Origin of the sequence: Streptomyces sp. NPDC016845, assembly GCF_044332585.1 — a bacterium.
GTDB lineage: Bacteria > Actinomycetota > Actinomycetes > Streptomycetales > Streptomycetaceae > Streptomyces.
The window spans coordinates 1-20331 of record NZ_JBIRPI010000012.1; the positions used below are offsets into that span (position 1 = coordinate 1).

Below are 20331 nucleotides of genomic sequence, written 5' to 3' on the forward strand. Positions count from 1 at the left end.
GCTTTGTCGACTGCCACACAGTGCCGGGGCCCAGCCCTGCGCCGCCCCCGCTTCCGTACTGTTTCGAACTCTTCTGCTGCGAACTCTTGTGGAGCTAAGGAGAATTGAACTCCTGACCTCCTGCATGCCATGCAGGCGCTCTACCAACTGAGCTATAGCCCCTTGCGGTGTTCCGACCGGTTCCCCTGTCGGTTTCCCCGGCGGCGACGCCAACATTACACGGTCACCCAGGTGCATCACCAAATCGTTTCCCATCTGACCCGCTCTGGGCGGATAGACGTGGGTTGCGACCACTAGGGTCGCCTGACGTGACCGCGCTCGTCCTGTCCCGTGCCCCTCGCCGTGTACCCGTGGCCCTGGCCGTCTGCCTGCTCTCCTTCGGGGGCTTCTGGCTGGCCCAGCGAGCCGCCCATGTATCGATGATCGACCTGATGGTCTACCGGGCGGAGGGCGCGACCGTGCGGGCCGGCGGCGACCTGTACGCGCTGCGCACGACGCACGCCCGGCTGCCCACGACGTACCCGCCGTTCGCCGCTCTGCTCTTCGCGCCGCTGACGCTCCTCGACGTCGCCGCCATGCGCGCCGCCGCGACCGTCGCGAACCTCGCGCTCCTTGTCGCCTTCGCGCAGCTCTCCTTGCGGCTCGTGGGGCGGCGCGCGGGCGCGGAGCACGCCCTGTGGCTGGCGGCGGGCGCCGTGTGGTGCGAACCGGTGTGGACGACGCTCCGCTACGGGCAGGTCAATCTCCTCCTGACCGTGCTGATCCTGTGGGACCTGACGCGGCGCCCGGGGAACCGCTGGGCCGGGGTGGGCATCGGGGCGGCCGCCGCCATCAAGCTGACGCCGGCCCTGTTCGTCGTCTTCCTGCTGGTCACCGGCGTCGCGCTGGCCGTCACCGGGCGGGATGCCTGGCGGCCGTGGCTGCGGCACGCGTGCGTGGCCTCGTGCGCGTTCCTCGGCGCCACGACGCTGGCCGCCATCGCGCTGCCGTCCGACTCCCGGCGCTTCTGGACCCGGATGATCTTCGACGCGGGCCGGGCCGGGCACGCCGAGGACACCGCGAACCAGTCGCTGCGCGGCGTCCTGGCCCGCCTCCTGCACACCGGCGACCCGAGCCCGTGGTGGGCGCTCGCCGCCGCGGTGACGGCCTTGCTGGGCCTGACCGTCGCCGTCACGGCGGCGCTGCGCGGACGGCGGGCCGAGGCCGTGATGGCGTGCGCGACGACCGCGCTCCTGGTCAGCCCGGTCTCCTGGTCGCACCACTGGGTGTGGTGCGTGCCGCTGGCCCTCCTGGTGTGGGAGTCGGGCCGCCGGCGCGCCGCCGCGTCGCTGGCCGCGCTGTTCTGCACGTACGCCCTGTGGTGGGTGCCGCACGGCAGTGGACGACTCGAACTGCGACAGAACGGAGCGCAGTTACTACTGTCGGCGCTCTACGCGGGAGCGGGCTGCGCGTTCTTGGTCTACGCGGCGTACGCGGTCAGGCTCGGGCGAACGAATAGAACCGCTTGAGCGTGCAGTGCTCGTCGAGGAGGCGGCCGTAGATCGGCTCGCCCTCCAGCTCGCGGTACGTCTCGATCGGGTCGCCTTTTATGACCAGCGCCCGCGCGCACTCCTCGCACCAGTACTGGTAGTTCGGGTTCGTCGGCTCCATGTCGCGCACGATGGGCGTGCCGCTGCCGCACCAATCGCACTTCCGCCTGTGTGCACCCATGTCTATCCGCTCAGCTCCAGCTGTGGCCGCAGGCCGTGCACACGTACGAGATCCCGCCGTTGTCGCCCAGCATCTGGGCGACGTGGAGGGAGCCGCAGGACGGACAGTCGAGGAGAACATCCATGACAGGGGGCACATCACCGGAGGATCGGGGCGGGAACCGCAGGGCCGACGAGGACTTCGCAGGTGGCACGGGGACGCCGAGGAGACGGTCGGTCTCCTCGATGATGCTCAAGGGCATCGTGCGGTTCCTCCCCTCGGGCCGTTCGCACCGGTCGGACTCAGCCCCCTTCCGGCCGTCCGATTCTGCCACGGCCGGAGCAATACGGTCAGCGACGCCTGCGTACCAGTCCGGATACGGCGCCCAGGGCGGCCGCTCCCGCCAGCGCATAGGTGCACATCAGGAGCGCGTCCGCAGAGGTATACGCCCCGGGGGCTCCGGCCGTTTCAACGCGATGGAGGAAAAGTGCGCCAAAAGCGGCCACCCCCAGAAGTTGGCCGAGTTGCGTCACTGTGGCGAGCAGCCCGCTGGCGTCGGCCGCGTCCTGCGACCGCACTGTCGCGAGCGCCCGGGTGAGCGTCGGGCTGAAGCCGAGGGACAGACCGGCGCCGAGCGCCGTGAAGGACACGTAGAGCCAGAGACCGCCGTCTCCGCCGCCCCGCAGCGCGAGCCCGGTACCGAGCGCCCCGGCCGCCGCGAGCACGAACCCGGCCGGGGTCAGCGCCCGTTGCCACCGAGCGGGCCAGCGCCGCCAGGTCAGCCCGACCGCGCCGAACACCACGGCGGCGGGCGCGAACGTCAGGCCGCCGCGCAGCGCGCTGTACCCCAGGCCGCTCTGAAGATGCAGCGTCAGCGTGAACAGGAAACCGGCGTTGACGGCCATCGCCACGAGGATCTGGAGGACAGCCAGACCGATGCCGGGCACGCGCAGCACCCGCGGCGCGATCAGCGGTGCGCCCCCGCGCCGGGCGAGAGCGGCCTCGTAGGCGCAGAACAGCGCGAAGACCACGACGGAGCCGGCCAGGCACAGCCAGGACCACACCGGCCAGTCCGACTCCTGGCCGAGCACGAGCGGCACCGTGAGCAGGCAGACGGCGCCGCCGAGCAGGAGGAGCCCCGGCAGGTCGAGGGGGCGCGCCCGCTCCGCCCCGTGCGCGCCGTCGCGGGGCAGCTCGCGGTGGCCCAGGGCGAGCAGGGCCAGGCCCACCGGCACGTTCACCAGGAACACCGCGCGCCAGCCGGTGCCGAGGAGGTCGGCGCTGACCAGGACGCCGCCGAGCACCTGCCCGGCCGCCGCGCCGACGGCGAGGACCGCCGCGTAGGCGCCGAGCGCGCGGGTGCGGACCTCGCCGGTCGAGTGGCGCTGGATGAGGCTGAGCACCTGCGGGATCATCAGCGCCGAGCCCGCGCCCTGCGCCATGCGGAACGCGATCAACTGGCCGCTGCTCTGCGCCAGTCCGCAGGCGAGCGAGGCGGCGGTGAACAGCGCGAGCCCGGCGAGCACGGCCCGGCGGTGCCCGAACAGGTCGCCGAGGCGCGCGCCGGTGATCAGGAGTACCGCGTACGTGATGGTGTAACCGGCGATGACCAGCTGCAACGCGGCGCCCGACGCATGCAGCTCGGTGCGCAGGGTGGGGGCGGCGACGTTCACGATGAACACGTCGAGCACGGCCATGAACTGGGCGGTGAGGACCACCGCGAGCAGCCTGCCGCGACGGTCCGCCGTGCCGTTGTCAGTGGCGGCGGCTTTACTGGATTCGGGAGTTGGGGAGCGCGGGCTCTCCGGAGTGGTTGTCGTCATGGTGCGAGCCTGGCGGCGGCCGGGCCCGGGTCGTGAGAGCCCGCTGATGCTGGTACCGCCAGCACCCGGTACACGCCTTTCGGGGCGCGTGACCGGCGCGCACGATGGGGGATGTGAGGACGATGACCGCGACGGACCCTGCCGCAGGGCACAAGGCGGAGCACACGGCAGAGCACACGGCGGAGCACAGGGCGAAGGACACGGCAGGACGCGTGACCCACCGCCGCAGGCCGGAACTGGCCGCCTTCCTGCGCAGCCGCCGCGCCAGAGTGACCCCGCAGGACGTCGGCATGGCACCGGGCCCACGCAGGCGCACCCCCGGGCTGCGCCGCGAGGAGGTCGCGCAGCTCTCCGGCGTCGGCGTCACCTGGTACACGTGGCTGGAGCAGGGCCGTCCCATCAACGCCTCGCCGCAGGTCCTGGACGCGGTGGCGCGCACGCTGCGCCTGGAGCGGCCGGAGCGGGAGCACCTGTACCAGCTGGCGGGGGTGGCGTACGACGCGGCGCCGGAGACCGCCGCGCAGACGGTCGCGGCGGATGTGCAGGGCATTCTCGACGCCATGGACCCGCTTCCGGCGGTGGTCTACAACGCGCGGTACGACCTGCTGGCGACGAACCTCGCCTACCGCCTGCTCTTCCCGGTCCCCGCGGACCTGCGGGAGACCGGGACGGGGCGGGTGGCGAACGCCATGTGGACGCTGTTCGTGACACCGGACGAGCTGTGCCCGCTGCTCTTCCGGGAGGACGAGCTGCCGGTGATGGTGGGCATCCTGCGCTCGGCGTACGGGCGGCATGTGGGCGAGCCGGCCTGGGAGGAGTTCATCCGCGCCCTGTCCGACGCCAGCGACTGCTTCGACGGCCTGTGGCGGGGCGGCGACGTCGCACCGCCCGGCAAGTACATCAAGACGTTCCGGCACCAGGCGCTCGACGGGGAGCTGCGCATGACCTCGACGTCCCTGTCGGTCGACAACATGCCGGAGTGCCGGATCGTGGTGTATTCGCCGGTGGACGAGGAGACGCGCGCGCTTCTGGGCGCATTGCGCGCGGACGACAAAAGATCCCGCCCCTGACGGGACGGGATCTTCGGTATCTCTCGGATACTTTCTGTGGAGCTAAGGAGAATTGAACTCCTGACCTCCTGCATGCCATGCAGGCGCTCTACCAACTGAGCTATAGCCCCTTGCCGTGTTCTTTCCCCCGGTTGTTTTCCCGGCGGCCCGAACAAGAAGAACTTTAGCCTGCGACCTGCCGGAAAGTGAAATCCGGCCCCCGCTCCCCCCGCGGGGACCGGCTCAGTCGTCGTCGCCGAGGACCGGCTCGGGCAGCGTGCCCGCGTTGTGTTCGAGCAGCCGCCAGCCGCGGGCGCCCTCGCCGAGGACGGACCAGCAGCAGTTCGTCAGGCCCCCGAGCCCCTCCCAGTGGGGGGACTCCAGACCCAGGAGGCGGCCGATGGTCGTGCGGATGGTGCCGCCGTGGCTGACCACGACGAGCAGGCCGTCCTCCGGGAGCTTGTCCGCGTGCCGCAGCACGACGGGCGCGGCCCGGTCGGCGACCTCGGTCTCCAGTTCGCCGCCGCCGCGGCGCACCGGCTCGCCGCGCTTCCACGCGGCGTACTGCTCGCCGTACCGGGCGATGATCTCGTCGTGCGTGAGGCCCTGCCACTCACCGGCGTACGTCTCGCGCAGGTTCTCGTCGTACGTGACGTCGAGGCCGGTCAGGGCGGCCAGCTCGGCGGCCGTGGCCGCGGCCCGCTTCAGGTCGGAGGCGACGACGGCGTCCGGCTTCAGCGAGGCCAGCAGCCGGGCCGCGCGGCGGGCCTGGGCGACACCGGTCGCGGTCAGCTCGATGTCCGTGCTGCCCTGGAAGCGGCGCTCCAGGTTCCAGGACGTCTGGCCGTGCCGCCACAGTACGACGCGGCGGCCCCGGACGGAGCCGCTGGTCAAAGCAGCTCACCGCCGAGGTCGCGCATCTCCTCCGCCTCTGCCGCGGCCTGCTCGCGCTGGGAGTGTTCGGCGGCCTTGCCGCGGGTGGCCTTGGCGTCGGCGGGCAGCTCCAGCTCGGGGCAGTCCTTCCAGAGCCGCTCCAGGGCGTAGAAGACGCGCTCCTCGCTGTGCTGGACGTGGACGACGATGTCGACGTAGTCGAGCAGGATCCAGCGGGCGTCGCGGTCGCCCTCGCGGCGGACCGGCTTGGTGCCGAGCTGCTTGTTCAGCTGCTCCTCGATCTCGTCGACGATCGACTTGACCTGGCGGTCGTTGGGCGCTGAGGCGAGCAGGAAGGCGTCCGTGATGGACAGCACGTCGCTGACGTCGTAGGCGATGATGTCGTGCGCGAGCTTGTCGGCGGCCGCCTGCGCGGCGACGGTGATGAGCTCGAGGGAACGGTCAGTGGCGGTCACTACAAGGCTTTCGGTCGGCGGTCAGAGCCCCCGAGATGTCACTGCCGGGGGTACCTCAAGGGTCTCACGGACCGCCGGATGGCCTTACGGCTTTCCCGGCGGCCCCGGCCCGCGGCGATTTCTGCGGATTCCGGGGCCGCCGGAAGGCGTCACAGGCCGGACGTCACGAGGCGCTGTAGTCCTGGCCGAGGACGACGGAGACGTCCGCGTTGGACGCGGCCTCGTCCTTCTTCACCGCCGACGTCGGCAGGCCGAGCGTCTTGGCGACCTCGACGGCGTCCTGCTTGCGGGCGTCGTCGCCGTAGGTGACCTGGGACGCGGCGACCGAGCCGGCGTTGCCGCCCGAGACGAAGGTGTAGCCGCCGTTGACCAGGGCGACACGGGCCTTCTCGGTGCGGGAGGCGGCGCCGGTCGCGTTCTTGACGGCGACGCGCAGCGAGTCACCGGCGGCGGGAGCCTTGACGGTGCCGCCGAGGACGTCCTTCACGACGGAGTCCGCGCTCTCCTCGGAGAGGCTGCCGTTCTGCTGGACCGGCAGCAGGGCGGTCTTGTAGTCGCCCTCCTTGGCGTGGTCGGCGAGCTTGGCGAGGAAGGCGCCGAGGTCCTTCTCGGTCAGCGACGGGTCGAGGATCTGCGCGAGGGTCTGCACGGTGGTCGTCGCGGCCTGCGGGTCGGACGACAGCTTGCGCAGCACCGCCTGCATGACCTGCCCGAACCGCATGAGCTGGGCCGTCTCCGCCTCGCCCTTGCCCCGGTAGGTGGCGTACGCCACGGCCATCGGGCCGCTGAGGGTCTGCGCCTCGCCCTTGTGGACGAGGGTGGTGCCCTTCTTGGCCGGGTCGGGCACGTCGGTGTTCGTGTCGACCTCGATGTTGCCGACGAGTTCGACGAGGTTGTTGAGGTACGGGGTGTCGAGCCGCCAGGTGCCCTCGATCTCCGTCCCGAGCAGAGTGTCGACGGCGCCGCTGGTGCCGGAGGAGCCGTCCTCGTCGACGGACTTGCCGAGGGTGGTGGCCGTGCCGTCGTCGCCGCTCAGGGCAAGGGAGTTGGGCAGCAGGACGGTGCTGCCCTGCTTCGTCGTGGCGTTGTTCACGAGCAGCGCCGAGGACGTGCCGCCGCCCTTGGTGTTGTGCAGGTGGACGACGATGACGTCACGGTTCTGCGGGCCGGTCGCGGCGGCGCCGCCCGCCTTCTTGTCGTCCTTCGACAGAAAGGGCAGCTTGCCCGCGTAGGCGAGGTACCCGACGCCGCCGACCAGGCACAGCGCGAGGACGACGATGAGCGCGACGACCCGGCCGCGGGCGCGGCGCCGCGCCTCCTCGCGCCGCTCGCTGCGCGACTCGGTGAACGCCAGCCAGTCGATGACGTCTTCGGAGTTCTCGTCCGGCTCCTCGACGAAGGAGAACTGCTCGGTGCGGTAGTCCCGGTCCGGTTCCGGTTCGCCTCGCTGGTCCGGTTCGCCCCGCTGGACCTGCTGTTCCTGTGGTGGCGCCGCCTGCTGCGGGATGTAGGCGGTCGCCTGCTCGGTCTGCTGAGGCGCCTGCTGTGCTTGCTGCGCCTGCTGTGCCTGCCCGTACGGGTCGTAGGCGCCGGTGGCGTAATGCCCTCCGGCAGCGTACGGATCCCCGTTCGCATACGGGTCGTAGGACTGCGCCGGCTGCTGCTGCTGCGCAGGCTGTTGCGGCACCGGCTGCTGCACCGGCTGCTGCTGCCCCGTCGCGTACGGATCGTGCCCGTACCCATACCCGTACCCGTAGCCTGCGTTCTGCGCGTTCTGCGCGTTCTGCGCGTTCTGTTCGTACGACGGCGTCTGCTGGGCCTGCCGGTACACCGGCCGGCCGAACTCGTCGTAGCCGACCAGCTCGTAACTCTCGTCACGCTGGTCGTAACCGTCGTAGCGGTCGTTCACCGATGCCCCTCTCGGCGGTGCAGGGTCATTCGCCTCGGTACAGCCGGCGTTTGTCGATGTAGCGCACCACCCCGTCCGGCACCATGTACCAGATGGGATCCCCCTTGGCGACCCTGTCCCGGCAGTCCGTGGACGAGATCGCGAGCGCCGGCACCTCGACGAGCGAGACACCGCCCTCGGGAAGCCCCGGATCGGTGAGCGGGTGGCCGGGCCGGGTGACGCCGATGAAGTGTGCCAGGGAGAAGAGCTCTTCGGTGTAACGCCAGGTGAGGATCTGGCCCAGGGCGTCGGCGCCCGTGATGAAGAAGAGGTCCGTGTCCGGGTTGAGCGCGCGCAGATCGCGCAGGGTGTCCGTGGTGTACGTCGGACCGCCGCGGTCGATGTCGATGCGGCTCACGGAGAACTGCGGGTTCTCGGCGGTCGCGATGACCGTCATCAGATAACGGTCCTCGGGCGGCGACACGGTCTTGTCGCTCTTCTGCCACGGCTTCCCGGTCGGTACGAAGACCACCTCGTCGAGGTGGAACTGCGCGGCGACCTCACTGGCCGCCACCAGGTGTCCGTGGTGGATCGGGTCGAACGTCCCGCCCATGACGCCGAGGCGTCGCTTGGCGGGCGATTCCCGCTCGTGGTCCGGGCCGCCGGCCGGGCTGTTGACCGGGCCGGTAGGCATGTCCTGCGCTCCCATGCGTGCAGAGCCTACTGGCCCGGTCCGAGTGGTTCGCGCCGTGGGCCTGAGCGGTCCGCTCAGCGGTCGCGGTTGAAGCGGGTGGTGATCCACAGCAGGAGGATCAGGATGATGAACGCGGCACCACCCGTCACAAGGGGGCTGATGCTCTCGTGGTTGCCGCCGTGCTCGCCGCCCTCGGCAGCGAGAGTGGCCAGCTGGGCAGCGGTGCTTGGGAGGCTCATCGTCAGCAGGACCTATCCGGTGTGGGATCGGGTGTGATCGGGATAAAGACTTCACGACCATCGTAAGCGGGGGCCCTCGCGGCGCTCACGCCGACTCTGCCGTACGGGTCCAAAACTCGCGGCCGGTGCTGGGCCCGGTCCGGGACTCAGTCGTCGCGCTTGTAACCCCGCAGCAGGAACCAGGCCATGAACACGGCGCCCAATATGGCCACGACCAGCACGATGCGCAGCAGGCTGCCAGGCCCCTGATCGGACGCGGCGGCGACGGCGTGGCCGAGGCCCGCGCCGGCTGAGTGGTGATCCATCACGGTTCGCTCCTTCTGTGTGCTGCCCCGCCACGGTAACTCCGCTTAATGTGGATCCCGCCTCGGGGGCACAACCGAACACAGCGACACGCGCGTCCACATAGGTACGGAGCCGTACCGAGCCGTACCTTCACGCGTACCGACACGCGCATCGACATGCCATCGACATGGGGGGCCCATGCCCGACGTACCGAACGAGCACAGCGACCACGTACCCAGCAGGCAGCGCAGGCGCTTCCCCGGAATCTCCTCGCGCGCGTACGAACACCCGGCGGACCGCTCGGCGCTGGTGGCGCTGCGCAAGCTGACCGGCTTCGACACGGTCTTCAAGGCGCTGAGCGGCCTGCTGCCGGAGCGCAGTCTGCGTCTGCTGTTCCTGTCGGACTCCGTGCGCGTCTCGGACGACCAGTTCGCGCACCTGAACTCGATGTTGCGGGACGCCTGTTACATCCTGGACCTGGAGAAGGTCCCGCCGATGTACGTGAACCAGGACCCGCAGCCGAACGCGATGTGCATCGGCCTGGACGAGCCGATCATCGTCGTCACCACCGGTCTGGTGGAGCTCCTCGACGAGGAGGAGATGCGGGCGGTCGTCGGCCACGAGGTGGGCCACGCGCTGTCCGGCCACTCGGTCTACCGGACGATATTGCTGTTCCTGACCACCCTCGCGCTGCGCGTGGCGTGGATCCCGCTCGGCAACCTCGCGATCATGGCGATCGTGACGGCGCTGCGCGAGTGGTTCCGCAAGTCCGAGCTCTCGGCGGACCGCGCCGGTCTGCTGGTCGGCCAGGACCTCAAAGCCTCCATGCGCGGCCTGATGAAGATCGCGGGCGGCAACCACCTGCACGAGATGAACGTGGACGCGTTCCTCAAGCAGGCCGAGGAGTACGAGGCCGGGGGCGACCTGCGCGACTCCGTCCTGAAGATCCTGAACGTGATGCCGCGCTCCCACCCGTTCACGACGGTGCGCGCCGCCGAGCTGAAGAAGTGGGCGGAGACCCGCGACTACCAGCGGCTCATGGACGGGCACTACCCGCGCCGCACCGAGGACAAGGACGCCTCGGTGACCGACTCCTTCCGCGAGTCGGCCGCGCACTACACCGACCACATGAAGAACTCGAAGGACCCGCTGATGAAGCTGGTCAGCGACATCGCGGGCGGCGCGGGCGACCTCGGCGGCCGGGTCCGGCGCGGCTTCGGCGGCTTCGGCAACGGCGGCGGGACGGGCAGCGGAACCGGGGGGACGGGCAGCGGAACCGGCGGGACGGCCGGCGGAACCGGCGGAACCGGCGGGACGAAGGGCGGCGGCAACGACGGCAACCACGGCTCGGCCGACGACACCGAGAGCTGACCCCCGAGCCACTGGCAGGAACAAGAACAAGAAGCGGACGACGCGGAGAACTGACCCCGGACCAGTGGCGAGAAGGGGTCAGACGGACGGCTGGGCGCTGGGTGCGAGCGCGCCGCACAGCGCGGTCGCACTGCCCGTCGCGAACGGGTCGGTGCCCGCCGGGCCGTCCTGCGTCGCCGTCTGGCCCGCGAGCAGCGGGTGCAGGTGCTCGGACTGGTCGGCGGAGCAGGAGAGCGGCCCGGCCTGCACGTAGGAGACGAGCAGCTCGGTCTGGTGGTTGCGCAGGTCGTCGCGGTCGAAGCGGAAGTGCAGCGCGCGGCGGACGGTGAACAGGGAGGCCCGGGCCCCGTCGCCGACGGCGGCGCCGACCGGGCGCAGCGCGTAGACGAAGGTGTGGTCCGAGGTGACCTCGAGGGTGTCCGTCGCGGTCTCCTCGGCGTTCAGGGTGCCGCGTACGCGGATGTGCGGGTCGGCGAGTTCTGCCTCGGCCGGGTCGAAGCGGACGAGCCAGCCGGTCGCGGCGTGCCGCCCGTCCATGGCGGGCCGGTCGAAGCTCTGGTCGAACTGGTCGAGCTGCCCGGGGTCGACGAGCATGCGGACGGTCCTGACCGCTCCCCCGGTGAGCACGTCCGGGTCGAGCGAGGAGTCGACGAGGTAGTCCTTGACGGTGGTCAGGGCGGTGACGACCTGGCTGTCGGAGAAGTGCGCGGTGCGCCGGCCCGCGGGCGGCAGCGTGATGCCGTCGGCGGCGGTGCCGAACCGGGCGGCGGGGCTGTGCCGGTACAGCTCACGGACGGAGGCGGCGCCGGGCACCTTGGTGTCGGGGGCGAGCGGGATCACCGTCATCCGCAGCTGTTCGGGGTCGCGGGCGGACGGGGTCGCGCGGTAGGGGCTGCGGACGCCCATGTAGATCGCGGTGCCGAAGGCGATGACGATCAGGACGACGAGGATGACGGCCTGGCGGGTGAGGCCGCGGCGCAGCGCGGGCGTGCGGCGTACGGCGGGCGCGTGGTCGGAGATGCGCTCCTGGGCGGAGAACTCCTGGAGGCGGGCGGCGCGGACGAAGGACTCGTCGAACACGACGGACCCGTATTCGTCCTCGCTTCCGCCGCCGCCGGTGGGGCCACCTTCCGGTGTCCCCTCCGGGGGGTCTCCTGGGCCGCCCATACCTTCAGGTTAGGTCCCCGGGTCGTTGAGTAAACGCCCTCGTGCGCGACAACTTCCGCCGTCCGTGACCGGCGCCGCTCAGGGGGTCCGGGGAACCGCCGAAACCGCAGGCCGGGAGTGGTCGACCGAGGCGGAGGGCGGACCTGGAAGACCCTTCTCCAGTTCGGTCGTCGCGGGCGGCGGCACCTGTTCCTGGCGGCCCGACGAGGCGCCCCGGTAGACGGCGGTGAAGGCGAGGGCGACCATGCCGACGCCCATGAGCAGGGCGAGCGCCCAGGCGACGGGCCTGCGCCAGCGGACCATGCCGGTGTGCGGGCCGCCCCGGCCGTCCTGCTCCAAGCCCTCCTCGTACAGGGCGTCGGCGTCGTCGTGCAGGCGGCCGAATCCGGTCGCGCCGCCCGGGCCGTACCCGTCGGCGTCGTCGTAGAAGTCGTCGTCGGGGCCGCGGCGGGTGCGGGCTCTGCGGGCCTCGGCCTCCTGGGCGTCGGCGCGGGCCTGGGCCGCGGCGAGCAGCCGTTCGACCGCGGTGGGCTCATGGACCTCGGCGGCCTGCACGAAGTCCTCGTCGAAGACCACGGAGGCGAACTCTTCGTCCCAGCCCCCGCGGTCGTGGTCGTCGTCGGGCTCCCAGCCGTCCGGGAACGGCGCGCCCCCCACGTCCTCCGGCACCCGTCCAGAGTAGACCGGAGGGGTCAATTTGGGCAGACGGTACGGAAATTCACCGTGGAAGTCGCTGCTCAGCGGGTGTGGCCGTCGCCGGTGACGATGTACTTGGTGCTCGTCAGCTCGGGCAGGCCCATGGGGCCGCGGGCGTGCAGCTTCTGGGTGGAGATGCCGATCTCGGCGCCGAAGCCGAACTGGCCGCCGTCGGTGAAGCGGGTGGAGGCGTTGACCGCGACGGTCGTGGAGTCGACCAACTGGGTGAAGCGGCGGGCGGCGCGCTGGTCGGTGGTGACGATGGCCTCGGTGTGTCCCGAGGACCAGAGGCGGATGTGTTCGACGGCCCGGTCGAGGTCGTCGACGACGGCGGCCGCGATGTCGTACGAGAGGTACTCGGTCTCCCAGTCCTCGTGGGTCGCCTCGACGACGGTGGCCTTGGAGCGGTCGGCGTAGGCGAGGATCCGCGGGTCGGCGTGGACGGTGACGCCGGCGTCGGCGAGGGCGTCCAGGGCGCGCGGCACGAAGGTGTCGGCGATGTCCTGGTGGACGAGGAGCGTCTCGGCGGCGTTGCAGACGGAAGGCCGCTGCGCCTTGGAGTTGATCAGGATGTCGACGGCCATGTCGATGTCGGCGTGGGCGTCGACGTAGACGTGGCAGTTGCCGGTGCCGGTCTCGATCACGGGGACGATCGAGTTCTCCACCACGTTCTTGATGAGGGAGGCGCCGCCGCGCGGGATGAGGACGTCGACGAGGCCGCGGGCGCGCATCAGCTCGGTGACCGAGTCGCGGCTGTCGCCGGGCACGAGCTGGATCGCGTCGGCGGGCAGGCCGCTGCCGCCGACGGCGTCGCGGAGCACGCGCACGAGCGCGGTGTTCGAGGCGTAGGCGGAGGAGCTGCCGCGCAGCAGGACGGCGTTGCCGGACTTGAGGCAGAGGGCGGCGGCGTCGACGGTGACGTTGGGCCGGGCCTCGTAGATGATGCCGACGACGCCGAGCGGGACGCGGACCTGGCGCAGGTCGATGCCGTTCGGGAGGGTGTTGCCGCGGACGACGGTGCCGACCGGGTCGGGCAGGGCGATGACGTCGCGCACGTCGGAGGCGATGGCGCGGACCCGCTCGGGGGTGAGGGTGAGGCGGTCGATGATCGACTCGCTGGTGCCGGCCTCGCGGGCGCGCGCGATGTCCTCGGCGTTGGCCTCGACGATCTCCGCGGTGCGCACTTCCAGGGCGTCGGCGATGGCCGCGAGCGCGTCGTCCTTCTCGGCGCGCGGCAGCGGGGCGAGGTCGTTGGCGGCGCCGCGGGCGCGGTAGGCGGCCCGGGTGACGGGGGTCATCGAGTCGTACGGGTTGAGCGAAGGCGACGTCATGCACCGCAGGGTAGCGGGGGCCGGGCGGGCGTCCAGATCCTGTTCCGGGAGGTGAGACATGGCCGAAAAGGGGCAGGCCGGCGCGGGAGAGTCGTTTGAAACGGGTGTCCGCCCGAAATGTGGCGCCCGTCAAGAATGTGTACGTTCAATCTTCGCGCGGGCCAGGGCTTGCCGGAGCGGCGTCCTCAAAAAGGGTGCACGCCCACCGGGGTCGCCGGCAGCGGTCCGTGGCCCTCGGCGATGCGGTGGTGGTAGGTCTCGCGGTCGATGACCTCCAGGCCGACGATCTCCCAGGGCGGCAGCTGCGAGGTCTGGCGGTGCTCGCCCCACAGGCGCAGCGCGACGGCCGCCGCGTCGTGCAGGTCCCGGGCCTCCTCCCAGTAGCGGATCTCCGCGTGGTCGACGGCGTAACGGCTGGTCAGGAGGAAGGGGTGGTCGTGAGCGAGCTGTTCGAGGCCGCGGCGGACCTCGGCGAGGGGCGTCTCGGCGCCGGAGACGGTGAGCGTGATGTGCCAGAGCCGGGGGCCCTCTTCGGCCACGCCCCTGCTGTCGGGTCCCGCGTCCCCCGCGGCCTCCCCCTCGTAGGCGTCCCCGGCGGCCACGCTGGTCAGTGCCCGCTCCGCCGACGCTCGGGGCGTCGCCCCCGGGCGCGCTCGTCTCACGACGGCCTCCTTTGCGCAATGGTCGTGCGGAACTCTCCGCATGTCCGCGTGCACACGCACTGCGTGAACATGCTCTGCATGAACTGCCTGCATCAAGAGTTGAGCAGGACGCGAACCGTCTTGGGGTGGTTTTACGGAAGGTCCCCCGCGGGTGGCAGGCTTTCGGCCGATTGCACAACGCTTTCGAAGGCGGTCGGCCCCCGGATCACGCCCGGAGGAGGACCAGGTCGTCCGCGTGTACGACTTCGCGCTCATAGGCGGGGCCGAGGGCGCGGGCCAGTTCACGGGTGGAGCGGCCGATGAGTTGCGGGATCTCCTTGGCGTCGAAGTTGACGAGGCCGCGGGCGACGGCGCGGCCCTCGCCGTCCCGCAGCTCGACCGGGTCGCCCGCGCTGAACTCGCCCTCGACGGCCGCGATCCCGGCCGGGAGCAGCGACGTACGGCGCTCGACGACGGCCTGGACGGCGCCGTCGTCCAGGGTGAGGGAGCCGCGCGGTGTGGACGCGTGCTGGAGCCAGAGCAGCCGGTCGGCGCTGCGGCGGCCCGTGCGGTGGAAGTAGGTGCCGGTGTCGCGGGCGGCGAGGGCGTCGGCGGCGTGGCTGGCGCTGGTGAGGACGACGGGGATGCCGGCGGCGGCGGCGATGGAGGCGGCCTCGACCTTGGTGACCATGCCGCCGGTGCCGACGCCCGCCTTCCCGGCGCTGCCGATCTTGACGTGCGCGATGTCGGCGGGGCCGCGCACCTCGGCGACGCGGGAGGTGCCGGGCCTGCTCGGATCGCCGTCGTAGAGGCCGTCGACGTCGGAGAGGAGGACGAGCAGGTCGGCGTGGACGAGGTGGGCGACGAGGGCGGCGAGCCGGTCGTTGTCGCCGAAGCGGATCTCGTCGGTGGCGACGGTGTCGTTCTCGTTGACGACCGGCAGGGCGCCCATGGTGAGGAGCTGGTCGACGGTGCGCGAGGCGTTGCGGTGGTGGGTGCGGCGTGCCATGTCGTCGCTGGTCAGGAGGATCTGGCCGACGCGGACGCCGTAGCGCGCGAAGGAGGCGGTGTAGCGGGCCACGAGGAGGCCCTGGCCGACGCTGGCGGCGGCCTGCTGGCGGGCCAGGTCCTTGGGGCGGCGGGTGAGGCCGAGCGGCGCGAGCCCGGCGGCGATGGCACCGGACGAGACGAGGACGATCTCCTTGCCTCCACCGCCCGAGGGGCCGCCCGAGGGGCCGCCCGAGGGGCCGCCCGACGGGCCGCCGTGATACTTGGCGAGGACGTCCACGAGGGCGTCGACCCGGTCGGCGTCCAGGCCCCCCGCGGCCGTGGTGAGCGATGACGATCCGACCTTGACGACGATCCGGCGCGCTTCCGCCACACCCTGCCGTGCCGCACGTGTTGCCCCTGACATGGACCGCAATGTACGTGACGTGCCCACGCGAGTGGAGCCGGGTTTCGAGGGGCGGACAGCTCCGACGGGGAAATGGTCCCCCGAGTTGCGTGCCCTTTGCCCCTTTTTCGGGTGATTGCCGTCACGGAGGATTGCTACGGGACCGCTCGAAGTCATACGGTCAGTGGTCAGCCTTTTCACGCCTGACCCCCTACCGATCCTCTGCTGTTTCCCTCCTGTTCCCCTCCTATCTCTGCCAGGAGCCCAGCCCGTGCCCTCCGCCGGACTTGCCCCGCGCCGCATCGTGCAGCTCTCAGCGCTGCTGGCGATGTTCGCGCTCTTCGTGGCCCAGCTCGTCAGCGCGTCCCTCCCGAACGTCCCGGTGTTCGTCGCCGCGAGCGCGGCCGGCCTCGCGCTCGACACGTATCTGCAGTACCGGCAGCCGGGCCTGCTGTCCCTCCTGGCCAAGGTGCGCTTCGACGTCACCGTGCGACAGCTGCTGCGCGACATGCTGATCTTCGTCGGCCTGCTGCGCGTCGACGGCATCGACCCGACGGGTGAGCAGGCGCCGCTCCTCTTCGCGCTCCTCGCCGTGTACGTGCTGCACTTCGGCTGCCAGGCCGCCGCGGTCCTGGTCCGCCGCACCCGTACGCTGCCGATCCTCACCCGCAACATCGACGCCTCGGCGCTGCGCCTGTCCGCCGCCCCGCCGCGCATCCTGGCCCGTCGGCCCAGCCACCGCCTGCTCGCCTTCTCGATCCCGGCCACCGCGGGCCTGCTGATCACGGCCGCGACGACCGACGCCTACTGGGGCGGCATCGGCATCGGCCTCTCCATCGCCCTCTTCGGCGGCGGCACGCTCTACCTGGCCACCTGGCTGCTGCCCGGGAAGCGGTCGCTGAGCGAGGCCAAGGTCATGGAGTGGCTCGACAAGTGGCTCGCGGAGTACAAGCCGACCGTCGCCATGTACTTCTCGGGCGGCACGACCTCCGCGTACCAGGCGAACATGTGGCTCTCCACCCTCGCCGACGTGGACGGCAAGCCGCTGATCGTGCTGCGCGAGCGCTTCATGGTCAACAAGATCGACGCCACCGACGTGCCGATCATCTGCTTCCCGAAGGTCGCCACGATGTTCTCCCTGGAGAACTCGACGCTGAAGATGATGCTGCACCCCGCGAACGCCGCGAAGACCTCGCAGGTGCTGCGCATCCCGACGATCAAGCACGCGTTCATCAACCACGGCGAGTCCGACAAGCTCTCGTCCTGCAACCCGTACGCCAAGGCCTACGACGAGGTGTGGGTGGCGGGCCCCGCCGCCCGCGACCGCTACCAGCTGGCCGACGTCGGCGTCGAGGACAAGGACGTCGTCGAGGTGGGCCGCCCGCAGCTCTCCCCCATCCGGACCGCGTCCGGCCCGGCCGAGAAGCCCTTCACCACCGTCCTCTACGCGCCCACGTGGGAGGGCTGGGACGGCAACCCCGGCAACACCTCGGTGATCCTGGCCGGTGAGAACATCGTCCGCCACCTGCTCGCCGACGACCGCGTGCGCCTCGTCTACAAGCCGCACCCGATGACCGGTTCACAGGTCCCCGCCGCGGGCGCCGCCAACGAGCGCATCATGGCGATGATCCGCGAGGCCAACACACGACGCTCCGGCGCCCGGCCGGGACCCGCGGCCGCCGCCGAGCTGGTCCGCCGCACCGCCGAGCTCGACAAGCTGACCTCGACGGCGTTCCGCACCAGCGCCGACGACATGGAGAAGATGCTGCTCCAGGGCAGCCCCGACGGCGGCCGGCAGGCAGCCGTGGCCGAGGCGACCGCGGCGTGGGAGCAGGCGTACTGGGCCTCGTTCCCCGAGTGGGAGCACCTCGTCGTCACCGACGCCCGGCCCGCGATCTTCACCTGCTTCAACCAGGCCGACGTGCTCGTCTCCGACGTGTCCTCGGTCGTCTCGGACTGGCTGGCCAGCGAGAAGCCGTACGCCGTCGCGAACACCTCCGGCCTCACCGAGGCCGAGTTCCGCGCCGGATTCCCCACGGTCAGCGCCGCGACGATCCTCGCGCCGGACGCCCAGGACGTACCCGCCCTTCTCGCGGCCGTGCGCGGCGAGGCCGACGACGTGTACAGCGAGGCCCGTCTGGAGCTCAAGGAGCAGCTCCTGGGCCCCACGGACCCGCCGTCCATCGACCGCTTCAACGGGGCCGTACGCGCCCTGTGCGAGCGGGCCGACGAGCGCCGCGCCCGGATGGCCGCGCGCGGCGACACGGAGATCCCCGCGCAGCGTGAGGACTCCGTCGAGGAGCAGGTGGCCGACGCGATCGCCTCGGAGGCGGCGCCGGAGTCGGAGGACGCGGACGCGCTGACGCCGTAACGCCTACGCACAGGCGTACGGGAGAGGGCCCGGGGAGATGATCTCCCCGGGCCCTCTCCCGTACCGCGTCAGAAGCCTCAGGCCCGTACCGCGTCAAAGACCTCAGGCCCGTACCACGTCAAAAGCCCCAGGCGGCCCGAACAGGGCCGGACCGCCTGATCAAGGTCAGAACGGCTTGAACTCGTCGTACTCCTGCTCCGCCTCGTCCCGCTCCGCCTGCCGGTCGCGGCGGCGCTGGGCGGCCGGTCGCGGCGCCTCCATACGGTGGTCCTCGCCACGGCGGCCGAGCATCTCGGCGCCCGCCATCATGGTGGGCTCCCAGTCGAAGACGACCGCGTTCTCCTCGGGGCCGATGGCGACGCCGTCGCCGTTGCGCGCGCCCGCCTTCATCAGCTGGTCCTCGACGCCGAGGCGGCTGAGGCGGTCGGCGAGGTAGCCGACGGCCTCGTCGTTGTTGAAGTCGGTCTGGCGCACCCAGCGCTCCGGCTTCTCGCCGCGCACGCGGAACAGCGGCTCGCCCTCGACCTCTTCGCGCACGACGGTGAAGCCGGAGTCGTCCACGGCCTTCGGGCGGATGACGATGCGGGTCGCCTCCTCCTTCGGCTTCGCGGCGCGCGCGGTGCCCACCAACTCGGCAAGGGCGAACGACAGCTCCTTGAGGCCCTTGTGGGCGACGGCGGAGACCTCGAAGACGCGGTAGCCGCGCTCCTCCAGGTCGGGCCTGACCATCTCGGCGAGGTCCTGGCCGTCGGGCACGTCGATCTTGTTCAGGACGACGAGGCGCGGCCGGTTCTCCAGGCCCGCGCCGTACTCGCGCAGCTCGGCCTCGATGGTGTCGAGGTCGGAGACGGGGTCGCGGTCGGACTCCAGGGTCGCCGTGTCCAGGACGTGCACGAGGACCGAGCAGCGCTCGACGTGGCGCAGGAACTCCAGGCCGAGGCCCTTGCCCTGGCTGGCGCCCGGGATGAGGCCGGGGACGTCGGCGATCGTGTAGACCGTGGCGCCCGCGGTGACGACGCCGAGGTTGGGGACCAGCGTCGTGAAGGGGTAGTCGGCGATCTTCGGCTTGGCGGCCGAGAGCACCGAGATGAGCGAGGACTTGCCGGCGCTCGGGTAGCCCACCAGGGCCACGTCCGCGACCGTCTTCAGTTCGAGGACGACGTCACGCAGGTCGCCGGGGACGCCGAGGAGGGCGAAGCCGGGGGCCTTGCGGCGGGCCGAGGCGAGCGCCGCGTTGCCGAGGCCGCCGCGGCCGCCCTGGGCAGCGATGAAGGTCGTGCCCTGGCCGACGAGGTCCGCGAGGACGTTGCCCTGCTTGTCGAGGACGACGGTGCCGTCGGGGACGGGCAGGACCAGGTCCTCACCATCCTTGCCGGAGCGGTTGCCGCCCTCGCCGGGCTTGCCCGCGGTGGCCTTGCGGTGCGGAGAGTGGTGGTAGTCGAGGAGCGTCGTCACCGACTGGTCCACGACCAGGATGACGTCGCCGCCACGGCCGCCGTTGCCGCCGTCCGGGCCGCCGAGCGGCTTGAACTTCTCACGGTGGACGGAGGCACAGCCGTGGCCTCCGCTACCCGCGGCGACATGCAGTTCGACGCGGTCCACGAAGGTGGTCATTGGTCAGTGCCTCCAGAAACGTACGTGGTTACTACAGCGTGCTGCATCCATGGGCAACACGCGAAAGGCGGACCCGCTTCCCCAGAGGGAAGTGAGGTCCGCCTCGCGAAAAGAACTGGTCTGCTACGCCCGTCAGGCGGCGACCGGAACGATGTTCACGACCTTGCGGCCACGGTGGGTACCGAACTCCACCGCACCGGCGTCGAGCGCGAACAGCGTGTCGTCCTTGCCACGACCCACACCGTTGCCCGGGTGGAAGTGGGTGCCGCGCTGGCGGACCAGGATCTCACCGGCGTTGACGGTCTGGCCGCCGAAGCGCTTCACGCCGAGCCGCTGAGCATTGGAGTCGCGCCCGTTCCGAGTGGACGATGCGCCCTTCTTGTGTGCCATGTCTCAGTCCCTACCCTTACTTCGCAGCCGCGGGGATCTCAGTGACCTTGATCGCCGTGTACTGCTGGCGGTGGCCCTGACGACGGCGGTAGCCGGTCTTGTTCTTGTAGCGAAGGATGTCGATCTTCGCGCCCTTGTGGTGGTCCACGACCTCGGCCTGGACCTTGATCCCGGCCAGCACCCACGGGTCGCTGGTCACGGCGTCGCCGTCGACAACGAGCAGCGTAGAGAGCTCTACGGTGTCGCCGACCTTGGCCGTGGGGATCTTGTCAACCTCAACGATGTCGTCGACAGCAACCTTGTGCTGGCGACCACCGCTGCGCACGATGGCGTACACGCGG

The 20331-nt window shown here is 71.2% G+C and carries 21 protein-coding genes and 2 tRNA genes; 4 read left to right on the plus strand and 19 right to left on the minus strand.

Annotated features, from left to right (window positions below):
* Nucleotides 1-89 precede the first annotated feature (89 nt).
* Nucleotides 90-162: transfer RNA gene (locus ACH4RC_RS25800), tRNA-Ala, on the minus strand.
* 146 nt (nucleotides 163-308) lie between these two features.
* On the opposite strand from ACH4RC_RS25800, the gene ACH4RC_RS25805 reads away from it, so the two are divergent.
* Entirely contained in the window at nucleotides 309-1508 is a 1200-nt protein-coding gene (locus ACH4RC_RS25805; RefSeq protein WP_398205184.1) for a glycosyltransferase 87 family protein, read from the plus strand.
* On the opposite strand, the gene ACH4RC_RS25810 is transcribed toward ACH4RC_RS25805, so the two are convergent.
* The 3 genes from ACH4RC_RS25810 to ACH4RC_RS25820 all read right to left on the minus strand — a co-directional run bounded on the left by ACH4RC_RS25810 (nucleotide 1477) and on the right by ACH4RC_RS25820 (nucleotide 3512).
* The gene (locus ACH4RC_RS25810) at nucleotides 1477-1710 is read right to left on the minus strand and encodes a hypothetical protein (protein WP_398205186.1); all 234 of its coding nucleotides are present in this window, start codon (nucleotides 1708-1710) and stop codon (nucleotides 1477-1479) included. The two genes, ACH4RC_RS25805 and ACH4RC_RS25810, sit on opposite strands and share 32 nt — an antisense overlap.
* Before the next feature lie 10 nt (nucleotides 1711-1720).
* Entirely contained in the window at nucleotides 1721-1951 is a 231-nt protein-coding gene (locus tag ACH4RC_RS25815) for a hypothetical protein (RefSeq protein ID WP_398205187.1), read from the minus strand.
* 88 nt (nucleotides 1952-2039) lie between these two features.
* Complete coding sequence (locus ACH4RC_RS25820; protein WP_398205188.1) at nucleotides 2040-3512, minus strand: MFS transporter; 1473 nt, start codon at nucleotides 3510-3512, stop codon at nucleotides 2040-2042.
* Nucleotides 3513-3634: 122 nt separating this feature from the next.
* Between ACH4RC_RS25820 and ACH4RC_RS25825 the strand changes: the two genes are divergently transcribed.
* Complete coding sequence (locus ACH4RC_RS25825; protein ID WP_398205190.1) at nucleotides 3635-4582, plus strand: helix-turn-helix transcriptional regulator; 948 nt, start codon at nucleotides 3635-3637, stop codon at nucleotides 4580-4582.
* Nucleotides 4583-4619: 37 nt separating this feature from the next.
* On the opposite strand, the gene ACH4RC_RS25830 is transcribed toward ACH4RC_RS25825, so the two are convergent.
* From ACH4RC_RS25830 to ACH4RC_RS25860, 7 genes are all read right to left on the minus strand, one after another.
* Nucleotides 4620-4692, minus strand: a tRNA-Ala gene (locus ACH4RC_RS25830).
* A 112-nt stretch (nucleotides 4693-4804) separates the two neighbouring features.
* Entirely contained in the window at nucleotides 4805-5455 is a 651-nt protein-coding gene (locus ACH4RC_RS25835) for a histidine phosphatase family protein (RefSeq protein WP_398205191.1), read from the minus strand.
* Nucleotides 5452-5910: a ribosome silencing factor gene (gene rsfS, locus ACH4RC_RS25840; protein ID WP_398205192.1), complete on the minus strand. Its 459-nt coding sequence runs from the start codon at nucleotides 5908-5910 to the stop codon at nucleotides 5452-5454. Before rsfS ends, ACH4RC_RS25835 begins: the two co-directional genes overlap by 4 nt.
* A gap of 163 nt (nucleotides 5911-6073) precedes the next feature.
* Nucleotides 6074-7819: an LCP family protein gene (locus tag ACH4RC_RS25845; RefSeq protein WP_398205194.1), complete on the minus strand. Its 1746-nt coding sequence runs from the start codon at nucleotides 7817-7819 to the stop codon at nucleotides 6074-6076.
* Between the two features lie 25 nt (nucleotides 7820-7844).
* Nucleotides 7845-8507: a nicotinate-nucleotide adenylyltransferase gene (nadD, locus tag ACH4RC_RS25850; protein ID WP_398205195.1), complete on the minus strand. Its 663-nt coding sequence runs from the start codon at nucleotides 8505-8507 to the stop codon at nucleotides 7845-7847.
* Nucleotides 8508-8566: 59 nt separating this feature from the next.
* Nucleotides 8567-8731 (minus strand): hypothetical protein, encoded by a 165-nt coding sequence (locus ACH4RC_RS25855; protein ID WP_398205196.1) that lies wholly within the window; start codon nucleotides 8729-8731, stop codon nucleotides 8567-8569.
* A gap of 146 nt (nucleotides 8732-8877) precedes the next feature.
* A complete protein-coding gene (locus tag ACH4RC_RS25860; RefSeq protein ID WP_398205198.1) occupies nucleotides 8878-9036 on the minus strand; it encodes a hypothetical protein in 159 nt (52 codons plus the stop codon).
* 178 nt (nucleotides 9037-9214) lie between these two features.
* Here ACH4RC_RS25860 and ACH4RC_RS25865 point away from each other — a divergent pair, with 178 nt between their 5' ends.
* Entirely contained in the window at nucleotides 9215-10387 is a 1173-nt protein-coding gene (locus ACH4RC_RS25865; RefSeq protein WP_398205199.1) for a M48 family metallopeptidase, read from the plus strand.
* Between the two features lie 78 nt (nucleotides 10388-10465).
* Here the strand turns inward: ACH4RC_RS25865 and ACH4RC_RS25870 are convergent, their stop codons facing one another.
* From ACH4RC_RS25870 to proB, 5 genes are all read right to left on the minus strand, one after another.
* Nucleotides 10466-11554, minus strand: coding sequence for a hypothetical protein (locus ACH4RC_RS25870; RefSeq protein ID WP_398205200.1), 1089 nt, complete (start codon nucleotides 11552-11554; stop codon nucleotides 10466-10468).
* Nucleotides 11555-11632: 78 nt separating this feature from the next.
* On the minus strand, nucleotides 11633-12250 hold the full coding sequence (locus ACH4RC_RS25875; RefSeq protein ID WP_398205201.1) for a hypothetical protein: 618 nt from the start codon (nucleotides 12248-12250) through the stop codon (nucleotides 11633-11635).
* Nucleotides 12251-12291: 41 nt separating this feature from the next.
* Nucleotides 12292-13581, minus strand: a complete 1290-nt coding sequence (locus tag ACH4RC_RS25880) for a glutamate-5-semialdehyde dehydrogenase (RefSeq protein ID WP_398205203.1) — start codon at nucleotides 13579-13581, stop codon at nucleotides 12292-12294.
* Nucleotides 13582-13766: 185 nt separating this feature from the next.
* Nucleotides 13767-14285: a hypothetical protein gene (locus ACH4RC_RS25885; RefSeq protein WP_398205449.1), complete on the minus strand. Its 519-nt coding sequence runs from the start codon at nucleotides 14283-14285 to the stop codon at nucleotides 13767-13769.
* Between the two features lie 163 nt (nucleotides 14286-14448).
* Nucleotides 14449-15636: a glutamate 5-kinase gene (gene proB, locus ACH4RC_RS25890; RefSeq protein ID WP_398205205.1), complete on the minus strand. Its 1188-nt coding sequence runs from the start codon at nucleotides 15634-15636 to the stop codon at nucleotides 14449-14451.
* Between the two features lie 250 nt (nucleotides 15637-15886).
* On the opposite strand from proB, the gene ACH4RC_RS25895 reads away from it, so the two are divergent.
* Nucleotides 15887-17986 (plus strand): hypothetical protein, encoded by a 2100-nt coding sequence (locus tag ACH4RC_RS25895; protein ID WP_398205207.1) that lies wholly within the window; start codon nucleotides 15887-15889, stop codon nucleotides 17984-17986.
* A gap of 165 nt (nucleotides 17987-18151) precedes the next feature.
* On the opposite strand, the gene obgE is transcribed toward ACH4RC_RS25895, so the two are convergent.
* The 3 genes from obgE to rplU form a co-directional block, all read right to left on the minus strand.
* Nucleotides 18152-19600 carry a GTPase ObgE gene (gene obgE / locus ACH4RC_RS25900; RefSeq protein WP_398205209.1) on the minus strand — a complete coding sequence of 483 codons (1449 nt, stop codon included), beginning with the start codon at nucleotides 19598-19600 and terminating at the stop codon, nucleotides 18152-18154.
* Between the two features lie 132 nt (nucleotides 19601-19732).
* Nucleotides 19733-19990: a 50S ribosomal protein L27 gene (rpmA, locus tag ACH4RC_RS25905; RefSeq protein ID WP_026245994.1), complete on the minus strand. Its 258-nt coding sequence runs from the start codon at nucleotides 19988-19990 to the stop codon at nucleotides 19733-19735.
* 16 nt (nucleotides 19991-20006) lie between these two features.
* Entirely contained in the window at nucleotides 20007-20327 is a 321-nt protein-coding gene (gene rplU, locus ACH4RC_RS25910) for a 50S ribosomal protein L21 (protein ID WP_361075264.1), read from the minus strand.
* Nucleotides 20328-20331: the final 4 nt, after the last annotated feature.